This is a genomic window from Pseudomonas sp. GW821-FHT01C01, from assembly GCF_059422645.1.
Map to the genome: position 1 here is coordinate 1 of NZ_JBWKXF010000033.1, position 17823 is coordinate 17823.

The 17823-nt window shown below is 61.2% G+C and carries 13 protein-coding genes; all 13 read right to left on the reverse strand.

The window, feature by feature from the left end:
* Nucleotides 1-113: 113 nt before the first annotated feature.
* The 13 genes from AC07XF_RS19195 to AC07XF_RS19255 all read right to left on the reverse strand — a co-directional run bounded on the left by AC07XF_RS19195 (nucleotide 114) and on the right by AC07XF_RS19255 (nucleotide 17818).
* Nucleotides 114-2468 (reverse strand): tetratricopeptide repeat protein, encoded by a 2355-nt coding sequence (locus AC07XF_RS19195; protein WP_495027685.1) that lies wholly within the window; start codon nucleotides 2466-2468, stop codon nucleotides 114-116.
* Between the two features lie 283 nt (nucleotides 2469-2751).
* The gene (locus tag AC07XF_RS19200; RefSeq protein ID WP_495027686.1) at nucleotides 2752-5265 is read right to left on the reverse strand and encodes a spermidine synthase; all 2514 of its coding nucleotides are present in this window, start codon (nucleotides 5263-5265) and stop codon (nucleotides 2752-2754) included.
* Between the two features lie 191 nt (nucleotides 5266-5456).
* On the reverse strand, nucleotides 5457-7037 hold the full coding sequence (locus tag AC07XF_RS19205; protein WP_495027687.1) for an arylsulfatase: 1581 nt from the start codon (nucleotides 7035-7037) through the stop codon (nucleotides 5457-5459).
* Between the two features lie 73 nt (nucleotides 7038-7110).
* Nucleotides 7111-8139 (reverse strand): HAD family hydrolase, encoded by a 1029-nt coding sequence (locus AC07XF_RS19210; protein ID WP_495027688.1) that lies wholly within the window; start codon nucleotides 8137-8139, stop codon nucleotides 7111-7113.
* Complete coding sequence (locus tag AC07XF_RS19215; protein WP_495027689.1) at nucleotides 8136-9566, reverse strand: BatD family protein; 1431 nt, start codon at nucleotides 9564-9566, stop codon at nucleotides 8136-8138. The genes AC07XF_RS19210 and AC07XF_RS19215 overlap by 4 nt, the downstream gene beginning before the upstream one ends.
* The gene (locus tag AC07XF_RS19220) at nucleotides 9563-11143 is read right to left on the reverse strand and encodes a vWA domain-containing protein (RefSeq protein ID WP_495027690.1); all 1581 of its coding nucleotides are present in this window, start codon (nucleotides 11141-11143) and stop codon (nucleotides 9563-9565) included. The genes AC07XF_RS19215 and AC07XF_RS19220 overlap by 4 nt, the downstream gene beginning before the upstream one ends.
* 1 nt (nucleotide 11144) lies before the next feature.
* On the reverse strand, nucleotides 11145-12137 hold the full coding sequence (locus AC07XF_RS19225) for a vWA domain-containing protein (protein WP_495027691.1): 993 nt from the start codon (nucleotides 12135-12137) through the stop codon (nucleotides 11145-11147).
* Nucleotides 12124-12723, reverse strand: coding sequence for a DUF4381 domain-containing protein (locus AC07XF_RS19230; protein ID WP_495027692.1), 600 nt, complete (start codon nucleotides 12721-12723; stop codon nucleotides 12124-12126). Before AC07XF_RS19230 ends, AC07XF_RS19225 begins: the two co-directional genes overlap by 14 nt.
* Nucleotides 12720-13655, reverse strand: a complete 936-nt coding sequence (locus AC07XF_RS19235) for a DUF58 domain-containing protein (protein ID WP_495027693.1) — start codon at nucleotides 13653-13655, stop codon at nucleotides 12720-12722. Before AC07XF_RS19235 ends, AC07XF_RS19230 begins: the two co-directional genes overlap by 4 nt.
* Nucleotides 13652-14632, reverse strand: coding sequence for an AAA family ATPase (locus AC07XF_RS19240; protein ID WP_495027694.1), 981 nt, complete (start codon nucleotides 14630-14632; stop codon nucleotides 13652-13654). The genes AC07XF_RS19235 and AC07XF_RS19240 overlap by 4 nt, the downstream gene beginning before the upstream one ends.
* 8 nt (nucleotides 14633-14640) lie before the next feature.
* Nucleotides 14641-15588, reverse strand: coding sequence for a SphA family protein (locus AC07XF_RS19245; RefSeq protein ID WP_495027695.1), 948 nt, complete (start codon nucleotides 15586-15588; stop codon nucleotides 14641-14643).
* Nucleotides 15589-15603: 15 nt separating this feature from the next.
* Nucleotides 15604-17016, reverse strand: coding sequence for a DUF1254 domain-containing protein (locus AC07XF_RS19250; RefSeq protein WP_495027696.1), 1413 nt, complete (start codon nucleotides 17014-17016; stop codon nucleotides 15604-15606).
* A gap of 10 nt (nucleotides 17017-17026) precedes the next feature.
* Nucleotides 17027-17818, reverse strand: a complete 792-nt coding sequence (locus AC07XF_RS19255; RefSeq protein WP_495027697.1) for a hypothetical protein — start codon at nucleotides 17816-17818, stop codon at nucleotides 17027-17029.
* Between the last annotated feature and the right edge of the window lie 5 nt (nucleotides 17819-17823).

Genomic DNA, 17823 nt, shown 5'->3' on the forward strand with positions numbered 1-17823 from the left:
GCCGTCGTGAAATCAAACGACGCGGTATTCAGGAATACCGCGTTCGCAGGGTTTACGACGGCTTCGCCGCCGAACGCAGCCTCGCGCTGCTCGGCAGCTGCTACGGACGGGAGTTATTTCAATGCCGGATCCCCCATGTTGATTTTCTTCCAGCCTTGCAGCAGCACCTGCGCCTTCGGTTCCTGTCCGTTGTCGAGGTAGTACTGAATCAGCGACAGCCGCGCATTGCGGTTGGCCGGCTGAACGTTCAACAACCTTTCCAGCTCCTTGCACGCGGCATCCACCTTGCCACTGTCATGCAGGGCCACTGCCAGCACATAGCCGTACTGCGGGCTCTGTGGCTCCAGTTGCGCGGCTTTGCGCAGGAACGGCATGGCCTGCTCGACTTTGCCCGCGCGTACCAGCGACAGGCCCTGGGTGTGTTGCAGCAGGGCGGCGTCCGGGTGTTCCTTGAGGCTTTGCACCATTAGCGCCTGGGCTTCCTGAGTGCGGCCGTTGGCTTCCAGCCATTGCACCAGCGTTACCAGCGCCGGGTAGAAGTCCGGATCGCGTTGGAGCGCAGTTCGCAGCAGGCCTTCGACATCATCAACACGACCACTGGCCTGATACAGCATCGCCAGGTTGAGGTTGGCTTCGGCGCGTTCGGCCAGGCTTTTCTGCACCGTTTCGTACTCGGCAATGGCGGCATTCCAGCTGTCCTGGGCACTGCCCAGACCGTTGCGCGCCACGCTGAGCAAGTCCCGGGCTGCGGCAATGCGCACGGCTTTCACCGGGTCACTGAGCAACGGCGTCAATAGTTGTGCACGCTCTGCTGGCGGCAGGAAAGCACTGATCGCCCGGATGGCGCTTTCACGTACTTGCGGGGCCGGATTGCCCAGGTCTTTGGTCGCCAGTTTCAACGCCTGTTCGCTGGGGTATATCGGCAGTTCTGCCAGCAGGGTCGCCCGTTGAATCGCTGGCAGGTTGCTGCGTTGCAACTGCTCGTACAAGGCTTGCGCCGCGCCGGGCTGGCCGTTGCGTATCAGCCACAGGCTTTCGTCGTAGCGCGGGGCTTGCGGGCTACTGGCGGTATTCCACAGTTTGAATTGTTCGGTGATTTTGTCGCCATCCTTGCCCAGGTGGCAGGTCAGGCAAGCGTCCGGCGTGCCGAGTTTCTTCGCTCGCTCGGGATTGGGAATGCTGAAGCTGTGGTCATGCCGGAAGTCGTTACCCATGTAGAACTTGCCGGGCATGTGGCAATCCACGCACTGCGAACCCGGTTGGCCCATGGTGTGGCGAGTGTGTTCGATGGAATCGTAGTTTTTCGCTTGCAGGCCCTTACCGTCGACGCCTTCCACGGTGGTTTTGCCGGCGGTGTTGTGGCATTGCAGACACAGACCGTTGCCCGGCGCCCTTAGCTGCGTGCTGTGAGGGTTGTGGCAGTTGCTGCAACGCACGCCCTTGTCGAACATTTTGCTCTGGGCAAAGGAGCCGTGTTCGAACACTTCGTCCTTGATCTTGCCGTCCAGCGCATACAGCTCGCGGGTCAGGACACTCGGCAGATATTCGTCCATCAGGCGCTTGCCAACCGTGTAACCGTCGTCCAGCGGTGCGCGGCGCGAGTGGCAGCGGGCGCAGGTTTCGATTTCGACAAGCGCATTCTTGTCCTTGAGGTCGACGGCAAATCCGGCATGGATCAGGTCGGTTTTCTTCGCGGTCCATTCCAGGTGACTGGACGCCGGGCCATGGCAGGCCTGGCAGCCGACACCGAGGCTGTTCCAGTGGCTGTCGAAGGTGTTTTTTGTCGCATCGAAATTGCGCTTGTAGCCGGTGGTATGGCATTCGACGCACATGAAGTTGGCGTTCTGGCTGGGTTTGCTCCAGTGCAGCGGGTTCTTGAAGGTCACCCCTTGGCCCGGATAGAGATGAAACCAGCGTTGCTTCTCGGTATCCCAGGCCACGCCGAGGGCCTGTAGCCGACCATCGCCGACCTCGATCAAGTATTGCTGCAACGGTGCAACGCCAAAGGTGTAAGCGACTTTGAAATCGGCATTCTTGCCATCGATACCCGGCGTGTTGACCCAGAATTCGTCGCCTTTGCGCGAGAACACCGTGGCCTCTTTTTCGGCCTTGAAGGTGACGTTATTGAAGTCGCCGAGCAGGGTATCGGCGTTGGCTTGCTGCATCGCCAATTGGTGATGGGAGCCTTGCCAGTCCTTGACCTGTTCGCCGTGGCAGCCCTGGCATTGTTGTTCATCGACCATTTTCGCTGGCGCGATGGCGACCGGTCGCGGTGTGGCCGGTTGCACGGCGGGCGAGCTGACGGGAGCCGGCTTGAGTGGCGTCGGGGTGCTGCTCAGCAAAAACCAGCCGATGCCCGCCACGGCCAGGAGCAAGATGCCGATGGTGACAGGGAACAGATAACGCTTGATCAGGGGCGGTTGCGAATCAGGGTTTGGGGTTGCAGCTTTATTTTTATGTTTCGGCATTACGACTTCCATGGTCCAGGTGCGTTTGCCGTCAGGCGCGCGTTGAAGCTTGATGCAGCTTTGCCGGATGGTCGGCCAGTGTCAAATGGCATTGTTTTGAGGCTGATGGCCACTTCGCGAGCAAGCCCGCTCCCACAAAACCTGTGGGAGCGGGCTTGCTCGTGAAAGCGGCCGCCAAAAAACCGCACCCCTCCCGGACAAGGTCCTGGTCTGATTTTCTGGTTGAAATGAGATCACCTGTGGGAGCGGGCTTGCTCGCGAAGGCGGCCGCCAAGACACCGCATCACTCCCCGACAAACCACCGGTAATACGGATTCCCGGAATCCCCGCGCATCACCTCGCGCATATCCCTGGCCCAGCCCTCACGGTCACCATCATAGGCATGCAGGCTCGCCCGATAGAACTGCATCAGGCGTTGCTGCTGGCTGTTCATGCGTTCGATGAACCCGGCGTCGGCGTTCAGCAGTGCTGGCGGCTGGTGCAAGTCGAGCAGGGCCGGCAACACGCGACTGATTTCCCTGGAGCGTACCCACGGCGCGTATTCGATCTTCGGTTGATCGTCAGTCACCGGTTGCGCATCGCCGGCGAAGCGTTCAAGCCCGGCGCGGTCAGTCACCCAGGTGGCAAGCAACGCCGCGGCCGAACCGATGCCGACATCCTGCAAGGTGCTGCGAACGCTGTCCTGCTGGAAGCGCGCATTGATCTTCGCCGCATCCAGTTCAATCGGCTCCAACGAACCCACCAGCAGCATCTCGTGGAACTCGCTGGTCCACAGGGTCGCGTAAGGGAACACGTCGAGGAAGCTGCGCACCAGTGAGCGCGAGTCGTCGATGTTCTGTGTCGGCAACGGCAACCATTGGGCGACCAGGCCTTGTTTCTGCAAACGGCTGGCGGCCAGTTGATAGAAGTCCCGGGAATACAGGTTGACCACGCCGGCAGCCGAGGGCGGTGGCGGTTCGAGGGTGATCAGGTCGTAGCGCTGCGGATTGCGCAACAGTTCCTGGCGCCCATCGCGCAGACGGACATCGACCCCCGGATTGGCCGCTGCATTGAAATTGCCCTTGAACAACGGCGCCGCCCTGACCACCGAGGGCAGCAGTTCGGCGACCACGCGATGTTCCAGGCCGGGGAAGCGGGTCAGGGCGCCGGCGGTAATGCCGGTGCCGAATCCGATCACCAGCGCCGAACGCGGTTCACCGTTGTGGATCAGCAAGGGCAGCAACGCCTGAATCCTCATGTAACGCAGGGAGGGCATGGCGTCGCCGGTGTTGGACACGCCCTGAATGTACAAACGCTGGAAGGCTCTTTCGCCTTTGCCCTGGGAAACCACGGCGACGGTCCCGCCACGTCCTTCTTCATAGAACGTCAAGGTGCCATTGCGCGCACCCGGCAGCAGGCTGGCGAGTTTGTTGACCGGCGTAGACACCGCGAGCGCCAGCGACACCAGGCCAATGGCAACGACCGCCTGGCGCCGGCCTTTCTTGACCCCATGGCCCTTGCGCACAGCGAGGTAAGCAATACCGGCGGCGATAATCGCCAACAGACCCAGGGTCCGGACCAGTCCCAGCATCGGGATCAGGACAAAGCCGCAGAGCATCACACCGATGATCCCGCCAAGGGTATTGAACGCGACGACTTCACCGACCTGGCGTCCCACCTGTTCGCCGCCGACGCTCAAGCGCAGGGCCAACGGAAAGGCCGCGCCCAGCAGCAGGGTCGGTACAAACACGATGCTCAGGGCGGCCACCGCAAACCGCGTACTCATGCCCGCCAGTTCACTGCCGCCCAATGACAATACCCAGGATTCGGCCAGGGTCTGGGCGAGCACCAGCCAGCGCCCCAGCAAGGCGATTTCCAGCAATGCGACTATCCCGGCCCCGGCGATCAACAAGCCGAACACACCCCAGGGATCGCGCAGGCGATCGACCCGACGGGCCAGCAGCATGCTGCCCAGAAACAACCCGGTGAGGTAAGTCGCCAGCACCACGGCAAAAGCGTAGGTGCGGGTGCTCATGAACTGCACGATCGATTGCGACCACACCACCTCGTAGCCCAGGGCCACGCCGCCGGCAATGGCGTACAGCCACAAGGCCAGGCGATCGGGTTTTTTGTCCGTGTGATGTTTCACCGGGGCATCGACGGGTGCCACGCGGCGGCGCTGGAACCACAAGGCACCGGCAGCGGCCAGCAGGTTCAGCATGGCGGCGGCCAGCGCACTGCCGCGCACGCCGAGGGTGGCAATCAGTACAAACGCAGCGAGCAGGGTGCCGGCGATGGCCCCGGCGGTGTTCGCCGCATAAAGCTGCCCGCCGGCCTTGCCCAAGTGTCGAGGGTCAGTGGCCAGGGAGCGAACCAGCACCGGCAGAGTACCCCCCATCAGCAGCGCGGGAATACCCACCAGCGCGAACGGCAGTACCCAGGCCAGCAATCCGACCTGTTCTTCCAGCCAGGCAAACGGGCTGGCGGCCAGGCTCATGGCAAAGGTCGCGCCAACGCCCAGCACCGCCACCAGCACTTCCAGCCCGGCGTACAGCACGACCGGTTGCTGCATCCGGTCCGCCCAGCGGCCGAACAGCAATCCGCCCAGTGCCAACCCGGCAAAAAATGCGCTGATCCCGGTGGTGATGGCATACACCTCGACGCCCACCACCAGCGACAATTGCTTGATCCACAGCACCTGATACACCAGCGCCGCGGCGCCCGAGACAAACAGCAACAGGGCGGGAATCAAGAGCGCCGGGGCGGCGACATGGGGCGCTGGTATGGCCGACGACTTGCTGGCGACACGTGAGGTCATTGCGGATTGCCTTTCCAATTCAAGAAAACTGCGACTGTGCGGGCCTCTTCGCGGGCAAGCCCGCTCCCACACTGGATCTTCGGTACGACAAAATCCCTGTGGGAGCGGGCTTGCCCGCGATTGGGGCCGACGCGGTCCCAAGTCGAAAATAAGTCCGCTCGCCGATGAAGACGAGCGGCGGTCTGGCGGTCTTACTGTGCAGCTTTCATTTTTTCAGCGATTTTTGCATCTACCGCAGCACGGATCTGATCGATGCTGAAGCTGGCCGGTTTCTGGCTCGGTGGATACTCGATGAACGTCTGCAGGAACCCGGCAGCCTTCTGTACCGCTTGTGCGGCCAGGTAGACGTTTTTGGTTTGCCAATCGTAATACTGATCGGAAACCACGTCGGCCCGTTCGTACGGGTCCATTCTCAGGTTGAGGATTTTCGGCACGCGCAGGCACACGAACGGTTCGCTCCAGACTCTAAAGCCGCCTGGTTCGCGCTGTTCGCAGAACACTACTTTCCAGTTGTTGAAGCGCATCGACACCAGTACGCCATCATCGTTGAAGTAGTAGAACTCCTTGCGCTCGCCTTTCGGTTGTTGCCCGGTCAGGTAGGGCAGTTGGTTGAAACCGTCCAGGTGCACCTTGAAATTGGTGCCGCCGGAAGTCGGTGCCCAGCCCTTGAGCAGTTTTTCTTTCACATCGGTTTCACCAGCCGCTGCGAGCAGCGTCGGGAACCAGTCCATGCCCGAGAACATCTCGTTGGACACTTCACCGGCCTTGATCTTGCCCGGCCACCGGACGATTGCCGGAACGCGATAGGCGCCTTCCCAGTTGGAGTTCTTCTCATTACGGAACGGCGTGGTCGCCGCATCCGGCCAGGAGAACTGGTTCGGGCCGTTGTCGGTGGTGTAGACGACGATGGTGTTGTCGGTGATTTTCAGGTCATCGAGTGTCTTGAGCAGTTTGCCGACGTCGCCGTCATGCTCGAGCATGCCATCGGCATATTCGTTGCCGGGCATGCCGCTCTGGCCCTTCATTGAATCGCGCACGTGAGTGAACACGTGCATGCGCGTGGTGTTCATCCAGACGAAGAACGGCTTGTCGGCCTTGGCTTGTTTCTCGATGAACGCCTGGGCGGCAGCAGTGGTTTCATCGTCGATGGTCTCCATGCGCTTGGTGGTCAACGCGCCGGTGTCTTCGATCTTGCCGTCCGCAAAGCTGTGGATCACGCCACGGGGGGTGTTGGCCTTGACGAACTCGGCATCGTCCTTGGGCCAATAAGGGCGTTCGGGTTCTTCTTCGGCGTTGAGGTGGTACAAGTTACCGAAAAACTCGTCGAAACCATGGTTGGTCGGCAGGTATTCATCCTTGTCGCCCAAGTGGTTTTTGCCGAATTGGCCGGTGGCGTAACCCTGGGACTTGAGTGCCTGGGCGATGGTGATGTCACGCTTTTGCAGGCCGACCGGTGCACCCGGAATGCCCACCTTCGACAAACCGGTACGCAGCGGCGTCTGCCCAGTGATGAAGGACGACCGTCCGGCAGTGCAACTGTTCTCCGCGTAGTAGTCGGTGAACATCATGCCTTCCTTGGCGATGCGGTCGATGTTCGGCGTCTTGTAACCGACCACGCCCATGGAGTAGGCGCTGATGTTGGTCTGGCCGATATCGTCGCCGAAGATCACGAGAATGTTGGGCTTTTCAGCGGCCCCGGCAGTTGCCGAGATCGCCATGACCGACGCTGCTACAAAAGCGAGTTTCGGTATCCACTTACGTATGCGAGTCATTTGACTGGCTCCTTATGCTCACTGGTGTCGCGTGCTGCGACAAACGTTTTTTGCGGTCCTGCATTACGTTTTTTTATTGCACTTGCTCAGGTGGAGCGGCATCGAATGGATAGATCCGACGCCATTCGGACGCCATATCAACGACTGTCCAGCCTCGGGAATGTGCTTCGTCCAGGGCCTTGTCCAGGCGACCGATCTGCGACTGCCGGTCGTAAGCCCATTCACGTTTGGCGTCGGTGTGATGCACCAACCCCATGAAACGTTTACCGGGACCGGCAGCGGTCCACTGCAGCATTTGCAGATCGCCATCGGAATTGCCGAAGGCGAGGATCGGCCGACGTCCAATCACCGCGTCGATGCTTTCCGGTTTGCCCGGGCCGTCGTCGTTGTGCGCCAGTTTCGGCGTACGCAGGATCGACGCCTTGCCGTCCTTGTACTGAAACGCTGTGACGAAGGTGGTGCCGATGACTTGTTCTGGTGGAATGCCATAGACCTTTTCGGCGAAGGCGCGCATGAACCCGGTATCGCCGCCGGAAACAATGTAGGTCTTGAAGTCCTGGCTGCGCAGGTAGTCGAGCATTTCCAGCATCGGCTGGAAGATCATTTCGGTGAACGGCTTGCCGGTTTTCGGATGCCGGGCCTGGCTCAGCCAGGTCTTGGCGTAGTCGTCGAAGGCTGCGGTGGTCATGCCGGTATGGGTGGCAGCAAAAATCTTCAGGATGCCATCCATGCCAGCGGCGGCCAGTGCCTTGTGATCGTTCTCCAGCACGGCCTTGAACGGCTGCGTGGTTTTCCAATCGGGGTGCTGCGACGCGGTGCGCTTGACTTCATCGAGGGCGAACAGCAGCTCGAAGTACATCGGCTGCTCGCTCCACAAGGTGCCGTCGTTGTCGAACACGGCAATGCGGTCCTCGGGGCTTACGAAGTCCTTGCTGCCTTGATCGGTCACGGCCTGGACGAACTCGATGATGTTCTTTTTTGACGGGCCGTCATTCCACGACGGTAGTGGCTCGGCCGCCTGAACCAGCAGTGGCAGGCTCAGGGCCAGGGTCAGTAAAAATCCAAAGCCGTGGTGATGGCGCTGCGATACCGAATTCGTCATGGGAAATCCTTTTCGTGAACGGGGTTGAGTGGATGCAGTGCAGACGCGACTGATTCACTGTTGCGCGCGGCCTGACTATGCAGCGTAGACAAGGATTCCCGGAATTGACGCAGCGCCTGGTCTTTGGCCGGCTCACGGCCATAACAGACCCGCAGGAACGTTTGCAAGCGCGGGCCGAGGCTGGTCAGTTTCAGGCTCCGGCGGCTGCGCCGGGTCCACAGGTACAGGGCGCTCAATTGCGCCGGTTGCCCTTTGATTTGAGCCGGGATCTGCCGCCAGGCGTACTCGGCGGATTGCAGCCAGGCGGCGTGTCGGGTGCGGCGTCGGGCTTGCCAGGCCAGGTACGCGCGATGCACGAGCGGGCGGGTAAACCAACCCAGTGCAACCACCGCCAGTACCAGTGCCAGGAGTCCGAGCCAGTACCTGGAAAGGTGCAGACGGTTTTGCTGGCCGAGTTGTTTCAGGTCTTCGGTGATCGAGAACACCGGTTTGTAGGCATCATTGGCTACCGCTTCAAACGTAATGGCCGGGACTTGCGCGGTGCGTGTTTGATGGCTGGTCGAGTCCCACCATTTCAGCTCAATGGACGGCAGGGTGTGGTGGCCTTCGGTGTCGATTCGATAATTCACGCTGTCGATGCGCTGGCCGCCATTGAAGTTGCCGCGACCGTCATCCAGATTGCTGATTTGCGGGGCTTTCGGGTAACGGCCAAGGCCGCTGACGTCGCCCAGTGGCGGTGTGGGCAACGACATGGCTAGGGCGCCATCGGCCTGCAGCGTCAGTTCCCGGGTAATGCTGTCGCCGACCTTCAGTGGTGTGGCTGAATTAATGGTCCTCTGGGTGAATCGCAGCCCTCGAGCCACCAGCACGGCCTCACCGGGCTGGAAACCGGGTGGCTGTGCGGCGTTGAAGTGCAAAGGCTGGCTCTGGGCACTGAGTTCGTGACTGGCCTGACCCGGTGTGGCTTGTACTGTCAGCGCCGGAATATCGAAACCCTGGGCCTGGTTCGGCGTGATCAGGTAGCTGTAGCGCATGCCACTGAAGGCTTTGCCGTCGATGGTCTGGTTCAGGTGTTCGGCGTGGCCGTCCGGTGGCATCACCAGCGCGCCGGGCAGCTTCAGGTCGGGCAGGGTGGGGGCGCTGGTGAACCAGGAGTCGGTGAAGACATCGAGTTGCAACTCGACCAGGCTGCCGACCATGACGGGGTCGGCGGGTTGCAGGGTGGCCTGGACTTTCAATTGCGGTTCTTCGCCCCAAGCTCCGAGGCTGATCAGGCATAGAAGTAAGGTGCCAATTGTTGTGGTGATTGATCTGACGCCTTCGCGGGCAAGCCCGCTCCCACAGGGGATCGGTGGCGCACACAAATCCAGTGTGGGAGCGGGCTTGCTCGCGAAGGCCGCGACACGGTCCACCAGACTGTATGTCATGGCTTGGCCCCAGCCTGATCCTGCAAGCTGAACTTCTGCTTGAGAAATTTCGCCGGCGAGGTGGTCAGGTTCTGCAACCACTGCTCATCCGATGTCGCTTGCTCGGTTTCCACCTTTTTGCTCTGGCCCTTGCCCGGCGCCTTGTCCATTTTGATTTCGTCGGGTTTGACCTGCGGGGTGTTTTTCTCGGCGCTTTCGGTGTCCTTCTGCAAGGCAATGGCCAGCGCCAGGTTGGCCGTAGCCTCCGGGAACTGTGGTTGCAGTGTTAGCGCCTGGGTATACGCGGCGATGGCCTGATCGAACTTGAAGCGCCGCACGTAGATGTTGCCCAGGTAGAAATAGGCCTGCGGAGTGTCGAGGCGCGCGAAACTGGCCAGTGCCAGGTCGAAATCGGCCGCGTTGTAGGCGGCAACGCCTTTCCAGTACGGATCGACAAACAATGCCGCCGCCTGAGGGAAGTGCTGGTGCTCGAAGGCCCAGCGACCTTGCTGGTCGCGGGTGAAAAAAGCGTCGGTCAGCGCGTTGGCCTGCGCCGGCGCCGATTGCAGGCCCAAGCCTGCCGCCAGCACAAATCCAGCCATCCAGTTCAAGCTCCAGCCCTTGCGTACGCTGAAGAAGGCGATCAACAGCAGTGGCCAGCACAGCCAGTATCCGGCGTCTTTCCAGTGCAACTCACGCTGCTCGTCGCTGGCCGACTGGAAATGTTGCCGGGCGTGCAGTTCGACCCAGTCCAGGTCGTCATCGTTGAGGGTCAGGCTGCCCAGCGGGGCATCCATCGTTGCTGCAAGCTGCTTGAGGGCGTCCTGATCGAAACTGCCGAGTTGCGGGCGACCGTTGCTGTCGGTGCGCGGCTGGCCACTGGCATCGCGAATGATCCCGCTGTCGGTGCTGCCAGCCGCCAGAATCAGCACTTGCAGCGTACTGCCAGTCAGCTGTTTATCCAGCCCGGCCAGTGCCGACGTGTCGGCGCCATCGGTGATCAGCAACAGGGTGCCGGGCGTTTTTTCGGCGACGAGCAGGCGCTTGGCCTGATCGATGACCGCGCCGACATTTTTCCCCGGCTTGCTGATCAGGTCGGTGTTCAGAGCCTGGATAAAGGTGTCGAGCAGCGCCGGATCGTCGGTGGCGGGCAACACCAGATGTGCGCTGCCGGCGTAGGCAATCAAGGCGTTGCGCGACCCGGTGCGGCGCTGGATCAAGTCGTGGAGCTTGTGCTTGGCCGCTTCCAGGCGACTGGGTGGAATATCGTTGGCGTCCATGGACGGCGACAGGTCGACGGCGATGATCAGTGGCGCAAGGTTTTCCAGAAAGTCTGGCCGATCCTGCTCCCAGGTCGGCCCGGCGGCGGCAATGGCGCCCAGTACCAACAGCGCACACACCAGATGCACCGGGCGCAGGCGGTGCTGGTCTTGCGGGGTGATGAGCAGATGCGGCAGCAGGTTCGCGGCGATGTTGCTGCGCAAGCGCCGTTGCAGATCCCGATTGCGCCGCCATAGCAACGGCAGTAGTGCAGCGAACACTGCGAGCAACAGCCACTGGGGACGCAGGAAATGGAAGTCGCTGAGGTTGATGTCCATCTCAGGCCTCCTGCCGTTGACGCGACAGCATCAGGCGTGGAAGCAGCAGGGCGCCTACGTGATAAATCGCCAGCAGGGCAATGGCCGCGCCCAGCGGCCACCAGAACAGATCGCGTTTGGGCTGGTGGCTGAGGGTTTTCACCTGATGCGGGGTGAGCTTGTCGAGGGTGCTGTAGACCTGATCCAGGGCGTTGCGGTCTTCGGCGCGGAAGAAGTGTCCGCCAGTGGCTTCGGCAATGTCTTGCAAGCCTTGCAGGTTGACCTTGGCTTCGCCTTCGGCGTTTGGGTCGCCGATGCCGATGGTGTGAATCACCACGCCTTTGGCGGCGGCCATGGATGCTGCGTGGTCAGGGGTGATGGCGCTGCTGGTGTCATTGCCGTCAGTGAGCAGAATCAGCACTTTTTCTCGCTCGTGGGCCTGATCCAGCAGTTTCAGGCTCAGCCCGATGGCATCGCCGATGGCCGTGTTGGGGCCGGCCATGCCGATGCCGGTGTCATCCAGCAGCAGTGACAGGCTGGCGTGGTCGAGGGTCAACGGCGCCTGCGGATAAGCGCCGGTGCCGAACACGATCAGTCCGATTCGATCGTCTTTACGTTTGTCGATGAACCCGTGCACCACTTCCTTGACCGCGGCCAGGCGATTGATTTTCTGGCCGTTGGCGTCGGTGAAGTCGGTGGTTTCCATCGACTGGGAAATGTCGATGGCCAGCATCAGGTCACGCACTGGCTGCTGGCGTTCGATGGGTTTTTCCACCAACACCGGCCGACTCACCGCCACCAGCAACAGCGCCCAGACCAGCAGGTTCAGCAGCAATTGCCAGCGATTGCTGCGGGTGCCCGCCTGGCTCGGGGCCTGGCCGACGGCGCGGCTCATGGCCCCGAAAAACGGCACGCGTACCGCGCTGCGTGCTTCGCGGTAGTCGGGCAGGTAGCGATAACCGAACCACGGCAACGGCAACAGGATCAGCAGCCAGGGGTAATCAAGCTGCCACATGATGACGCTCCACCCAGGTTTTGCAGGTGCTGAATAACTGCTGGCGCTGATCGTTCGGCATGGCCTGCAATGTTGCGTCAGGCGCGTAGGCCAGCAGCGCCAATTGTTGGCTGAAGTCGGCGGGCAGCGGCTGTTTACAGTGCCGCTGCAAAAACGCCTGCCAGTCCTCTTTCCCCAACGCCGCAGGAGATCCCTGTGGGAGCGGCGGTGCGACGATTCGACTTGCTCGCGAGGGCGTCCGGTCAGTCGACATGGATGTTGAATTGGAGACCCTCTTCGCGAGCAAGCCCGCTCCCACAGGGGATGGCGAGGGCATCGAGAGGGCCACGCGTTTCAGCAATTCAGGAAGCTCGCGCAATGCGTTGAGGTCATTACTGCGTCGCTGCAATTCTTCCAGCCGCACCAACGCTTCGCGCCGATAGCGATCGCGCCGCCATTGCCAGTATCGCCGTCCGCTTGTTACCAACAGCGTAACGAGCAGCAGCGCCAGCAACGCCCACCATCCCCACGTCTGTGGCGCAAAACTGACCGGCGCCGGCAGTGCCATTTCCTTGAGTTGGTCGATGCTCGGGATAGCAGGGTTCATCGACGCCCCCCGGCGAGCTTGCCCAGTTCGGCGCGCAGTTGTTCCCGGGCTTCTGTGGCGGTGCTGAACATCATCAACGGCACCCGGCTGCGGCGCAGCAAGCTAGCGACGTCCTTGAGCCGGCCACTGAGAAAATCACCGAGTGGCTGATGCACCTGGCGTCGTTCCACCGCCAGTTCCACCTGCAATTGCCCTTGGGTGATCAGCAAACGACCGTTTTTCGGCAGGTTGAGTGCCAATGGGTCATAGACCTGCATGGCAATCACATCGTTGTGGGCCGCCAGTTGCCGCATCAGCTGCAAGGTGCGTTCGCCGGCCCCGGCGAAGTCGCTGACGATGCAGATCAGGTGATCGTGACCCGCTACGGCCAGGCACTGCTGCAGGACCTTGTCGAGCTGGTCTTCGCCCTCGGCATCCGGGTTGGCCGCATTGAGTTCGTGATTCTGTTGGGCGATGCGGTTGCACAGCGCTTCGATCCGTTTACGGCTGCGTAGCGGGGCGATGCTGTCGATGCGCTGATCGTTGAATACCAGTCCACCGACGCGGTCGCCGGCGTTGAACACCATCCATGCCGCCAGGGCGCCGAGTTCGGCGGCGACGGCGGATTTGAAGCTGCGTTGCGAGCCAAAGAACATCGACATGCGCTGGTCTACCAGGATCAGCGCCGGACGGTCACGCTCTTCGGTGAACGTGCGCACCACCGGTTTGCCGGTGCGCAGTGATGCCCGCCAATCGAGGTGACGCAAATCGTCCCCCGGCTGATAACGGCGCAGTTCATCAAAGTTCAAGCCGCGGCCACGCAAGCGTGAAGCGTGATTGCCAGCCAGGATGCTGCCCTGGGGCTGGCGTGCGACAAAACTGAGGTCGCGGGCCTTGAACTCCAGCGCCATCAACTGCGCCAGAGAGACATAGACCAATCCATCGGTGCTCACGCCGGAATCGCCACTTTGTCGAGCAGACGGTCGAGTACCTGATCGGCAGTCACGCCGTCGGCCACCGCGTCGTAACTCAATTGCAGGCGATGGCGCAGCACCGGGTGCACCACGGCGCGCACGTTGTCCGGCGAGACGAAGTCCTGGCCCTGCAGCCAGGCGTCGGCCCGGGCACAGCGGTCCAGGCCGATACCACCACGGGGGCTGGCGCCGATGCTGATCCAGCGACCGAGGTCGGCATCGTAGTCGGTCGGGTGGCGCGTGGCATTGATCAGGTCGATCAGGTAACGGTCGAGGGCCGGGGACACATGCACGGCGCTGACTTCCCGGCGCGCGGCGAAAATGACCTCCTGCGCGAGGGCAAAGCCCTGCACGGCGGCTGTCTTGGCGCCGAGTGCCTGTTCTTCTTCACGCAACAGCCGCAGTACCTGGCTTTCGTTTTCCGCGCTCGGGTAATCGAGTAGTACCTTCATCAGGAAGCGGTCCATCTGCGCTTCCGGCAGCGGATACGTGCCTTCCTGTTCGATCGGGTTCTGGGTCGCCACCACAATGAACAGTTCTGGCAGGGCATGGCTGTTGCCGGCCACGGTGATCTGGCGTTCTTCCATGGCTTCGAGCAGTGCCGCCTGGACCTTGGCCGGGGCACGGTTGATTTCGTCGGCCAGGATCAGGTTGCCGAACAGCGGGCCGGGCTGGAAGCGGATTTCGTGCTTGCCTTCGACCTGATGCAACACCTCGGCCCCGGTGATATCCGACGGTAGCAAGTCCGGGGTGAACTGGATGCGGCTCATCTTCGCGTCCAGGTGCCTGGCCAGTGATTTGACCGTGCGGGTCTTGGCCAGGCCGGGCAAGCTTTCGAGGAGCAAATGCCCGTTGGCCAGCAGACCGACGAGCATTTGCCGAATCACCTCGTCCTGGCCAAGCACCGCTTCGGCGATGCTGGCTTGCAGGGCATTGAGGTCGTTGAGTGTGCTCATGCGATCTCCTAGAAAAACGCCAGGGTCAGGTTGACGCTGAAACCATTTCCTTCAGGCCGGTTCTTGGTGTCGAACTCCGGCACCCAACGGGCACTGATGTTGGCTTGGGCGTCGGCGAACTTGCCGCTCCAGCCCACCACCGGGCCGGCACCCACGGAGCGACCACGGAAGCCGCTGTTGGCGCCGGATCCCGAGTCATCGGTGACTTGCTGGATGTAACCCGCCACCAGGCCGGCGCTATAGCCGTTGCCGAATCCGTGGGTCCACAGCGCATCGAGGGTGTAGATGTTGCCGTTGCGATAGTCGGTGGAGTCGTTCTCGGTATAGAACTCCAGGCCACTCGACAGCGTGAATTCACCGCCCTTGCCGTCCAGATGGGTGAACGCGACGGTGGGCATGAAGGTGTAATTGTTCTGTCCGGGGTTGGCCAGGCGATTGTCGTTGTAGGCACCGGTCGGCACGTAGATCGGCAGCGAGAACGAGATGTGGTTGAGCTCGTCGAAGTGGTAACCGGCGGCAATCGGCGTCACCAGCATGTCGGCGAACTGGGTGCCGGTGTCCGAGGTGCCCAGGGTTCTGCCGCGAGGGCCGGTGATGCTCGCCGTAATGTCGGTGTACTGCACCGGCACACCGATGGCCGAGGCGTAATTCCAGCGACCTTTGCCGGTGTCCCAGACATGGGTGAAGTTGGCCATGGTGTAGGACACTTTCATGTCCAGTCCGGTACTCAGGGCACCCACGATCGGTACCTGGGCGCTGCCCTTGAGTTCACCGTCGTACCAGATGCTGGTCAGGGACATGACCCAACCCGGCTCCGGGGGCACGATCCCGGCGTTGGAAAACACTTGTTGCCCGGTGATGGGGCGGCCGACGCCACCCTCGGCCGCCAGTACCCATGGACTGCTGCTGACCATGCACAGCGCCAACAAGGGGCGCACTACGAAAGGCCTGATCATGAATGACTCCGCTTATTATTGTGAGGTCGCTGGCGTCAGCAGCGGCAGTTTCCACTGGCCGTTGTTGACTTCCGGTTTTGGCAGATATAGGCGCAGAACGCCGTAAAACGGACCATTCGGTGCCGGCAGCCAGTTGCTTTGAAAATCTTTGGCCGGTGCCTTGTGCTGCAGGTAAAGGGTCAAGCCGCCATCGGCATCGAGCTTGAGGTCGGGCAACATCCGCGAGTTGATCAAGTAGCGATTGAGTGGATTGGCCACGAGCAATTTGTTCTTGCCGTCGTACATGGTCAGGGACCAGAACGCATCGACCGGGGGCAGGGCGTCCTTGTCGAAATGCAAGGTGTAATCGGTTTTCGACGCGTCGACCGGTTTCCCGTCCTTGTCGATGAAATAGCCGAAGTAGTTCGCCTCTTCGGCGGAGTTGCCGAAGATCCCCATGTTGGCGCCTGCGTAGCGATACAGGTAGTTACCCTTGAGGTGGTCGCGGCTACCGAACAGGTCACCGCTGGTGATCTGGTGGGTGTCGACCCTGGTTTTCTTGAACTCGGCGAACTCGGCCCTGGCGTCACTGATGCCGTCTTCGAGGGCCTTGCGTTGTTCGGCGGTCAGCTCGCTGAGCTTGAACGGCTTGCCGGCCCCGACACCGATTTTTGTGAAGCGCGCCAACAGGTCTTTTTCCACGTCCTGGGCCGGGGTGAACGCCAGCATAAAGTTCAGGTAGCGGAACAGGTCCGGGGTTTCGCTCATGGTCGGCGTCGGTTTCGGCCAGTCGATTTTCGGCGCGGCGGCGGGTGGCTTCTGCTTGACGTAATGGCTCAGGGTTTCAACCTTGTAGCCCTTCTGGATCTGCTTGACCTTGGCCAGGTCTTTTTCATCGAACAACTGCGTGCGGTACAGCGCGTACGCGATGTTGCTTTCACTGCGCACCATGCGGTCGATGTTGACCGGTTGCTGACCTTGCCAGGTCGGGCCGGCAATCATGTAGTGACCACCGTTGTTGCCCGTGCTGCGAGTACCCAGATAGCCAAAGTTCTGGGTGTAGGCGTCGATCAGTTGCACCGAGTAATAACGATGTTCTTCGATGGGTGGCAGGGTCAGCACCAGTGGTTCGGCGCGCAAATCCATCCAGACGAAGGAGTAGGGCGTGTCGGAGTTCGGGGTGACGAACGCCGTGTCCTTCGCGGTAAATGCCTTGGCGGTGTTGCCAATCTGATTGAACGGCGCCTTGAAGTTCGGCCCCTTCCTGTCCACGGCTTGGGTATAGAGGGTCTTGTACATCTCCACCACCGGGAAACCGTATAGATAAGCCTCCTTGGCAATGGCCCGGGCTTCGTCCGGGCTGGCAGTGAAGTCGGAACTGGCACCTGCACCACAGCTGACGAACATGGTCATCAGGCTGAAACCGGCTGCGCGAATTGCACCGTGCATATGAAAGTCCTTATTTACCGAAGGTGACGTTGAGCCCGGCGTACAGCGTGAACTGTGGCAAGCCGTCGCCTTTGCGGTCGACGGTCCACTGCGGTTCGATAAAGGCATTGAGGATATTGGACCCGGATTTCCAGGCTTTGCCGCCACCCAAACCGAGTGGGATGTAATGGGTGTTGTTCTTCAGGTCGAAGGTCCAGATGCCGGTCGAACGCAGGTACCAGCCTTTCTCCAGGTTGTGGATGATGAACGGCTGGAAGGTTGCTGATTCCACGTGCGGACGGTCGTGATCACCGGCGAACGAACTCTGGTATTGAACCAGTGCGCCAAGCAGCCCGCGTGGCGAAGCGTCGATGGCGATGGCGGAAAGTCCGGCCTGCCATTTGCCAGTCCCCAATTCGTCCTGCCCGGCGGTCGGCGCGGTAATTTGCGGGCCGACGCCCAACTGCACGCCTTCGGTCTTGAGCAGGAAAATGTCGAACAGGTTCAGGTCGCCGATGCCGGTGCTGTAGCCGTTATGCGGATCAGGACGGGTGCTGACGGGGAGGGTGACGCGCAGTAATTGCGGGACGCCGATAAAGTCATTCGGAGCCATCGGCAGCGCGCCACGCAACAGGGCATCGTTGGTGTGAGCGTTGGTATCGAACAGCTTGGGTGTGTAGTAATCCTGAAGGTTGACGCCAGGCGCCAGGTTCAGCGGGTTGTTACTTTTGTTGGCCGTCTCGGCGTTATCCGCGTGAGCACAAAAAACAGGCGTAAGCGAAGTCACCCAGACAAAGGCGTACTTCCCCAATTTCTTAGACATTATTC

Excerpts from the sequence above, each read along its gene's own strand:
- AC07XF_RS19195 (WP_495027685.1), bottom strand. The coding sequence starts at position 2,468 with ATGCCGAAACATAAAAATAAAGCTGCAACCCCAAACCCTGATTCGCAA.
- AC07XF_RS19200 (WP_495027686.1), bottom strand. The coding sequence starts at position 5,265 with ATGACCTCACGTGTCGCCAGCAAGTCGTCGGCCATACCAGCGCCCCAT.
- AC07XF_RS19205 (WP_495027687.1), bottom strand. The coding sequence starts at position 7,037 with ATGACTCGCATACGTAAGTGGATACCGAAACTCGCTTTTGTAGCAGCG.
- AC07XF_RS19210 (WP_495027688.1), bottom strand. The coding sequence starts at position 8,139 with ATGACGAATTCGGTATCGCAGCGCCATCACCACGGCTTTGGATTTTTA.
- AC07XF_RS19215 (WP_495027689.1), bottom strand. The coding sequence starts at position 9,566 with ATGACATACAGTCTGGTGGACCGTGTCGCGGCCTTCGCGAGCAAGCCC.
- AC07XF_RS19220 (WP_495027690.1), bottom strand. The coding sequence starts at position 11,143 with ATGGACATCAACCTCAGCGACTTCCATTTCCTGCGTCCCCAGTGGCTG.
- AC07XF_RS19225 (WP_495027691.1), bottom strand. The coding sequence starts at position 12,137 with ATGTGGCAGCTTGATTACCCCTGGCTGCTGATCCTGTTGCCGTTGCCG.
- AC07XF_RS19230 (WP_495027692.1), bottom strand. The coding sequence starts at position 12,723 with ATGAACCCTGCTATCCCGAGCATCGACCAACTCAAGGAAATGGCACTG.
- AC07XF_RS19240 (WP_495027694.1), bottom strand. The coding sequence starts at position 14,632 with ATGAGCACACTCAACGACCTCAATGCCCTGCAAGCCAGCATCGCCGAA.
- AC07XF_RS19245 (WP_495027695.1), bottom strand. The coding sequence starts at position 15,588 with ATGATCAGGCCTTTCGTAGTGCGCCCCTTGTTGGCGCTGTGCATGGTC.
- AC07XF_RS19250 (WP_495027696.1), bottom strand. The coding sequence starts at position 17,016 with ATGCACGGTGCAATTCGCGCAGCCGGTTTCAGCCTGATGACCATGTTC.
- AC07XF_RS19255 (WP_495027697.1), bottom strand. The coding sequence starts at position 17,818 with ATGTCTAAGAAATTGGGGAAGTACGCCTTTGTCTGGGTGACTTCGCTT.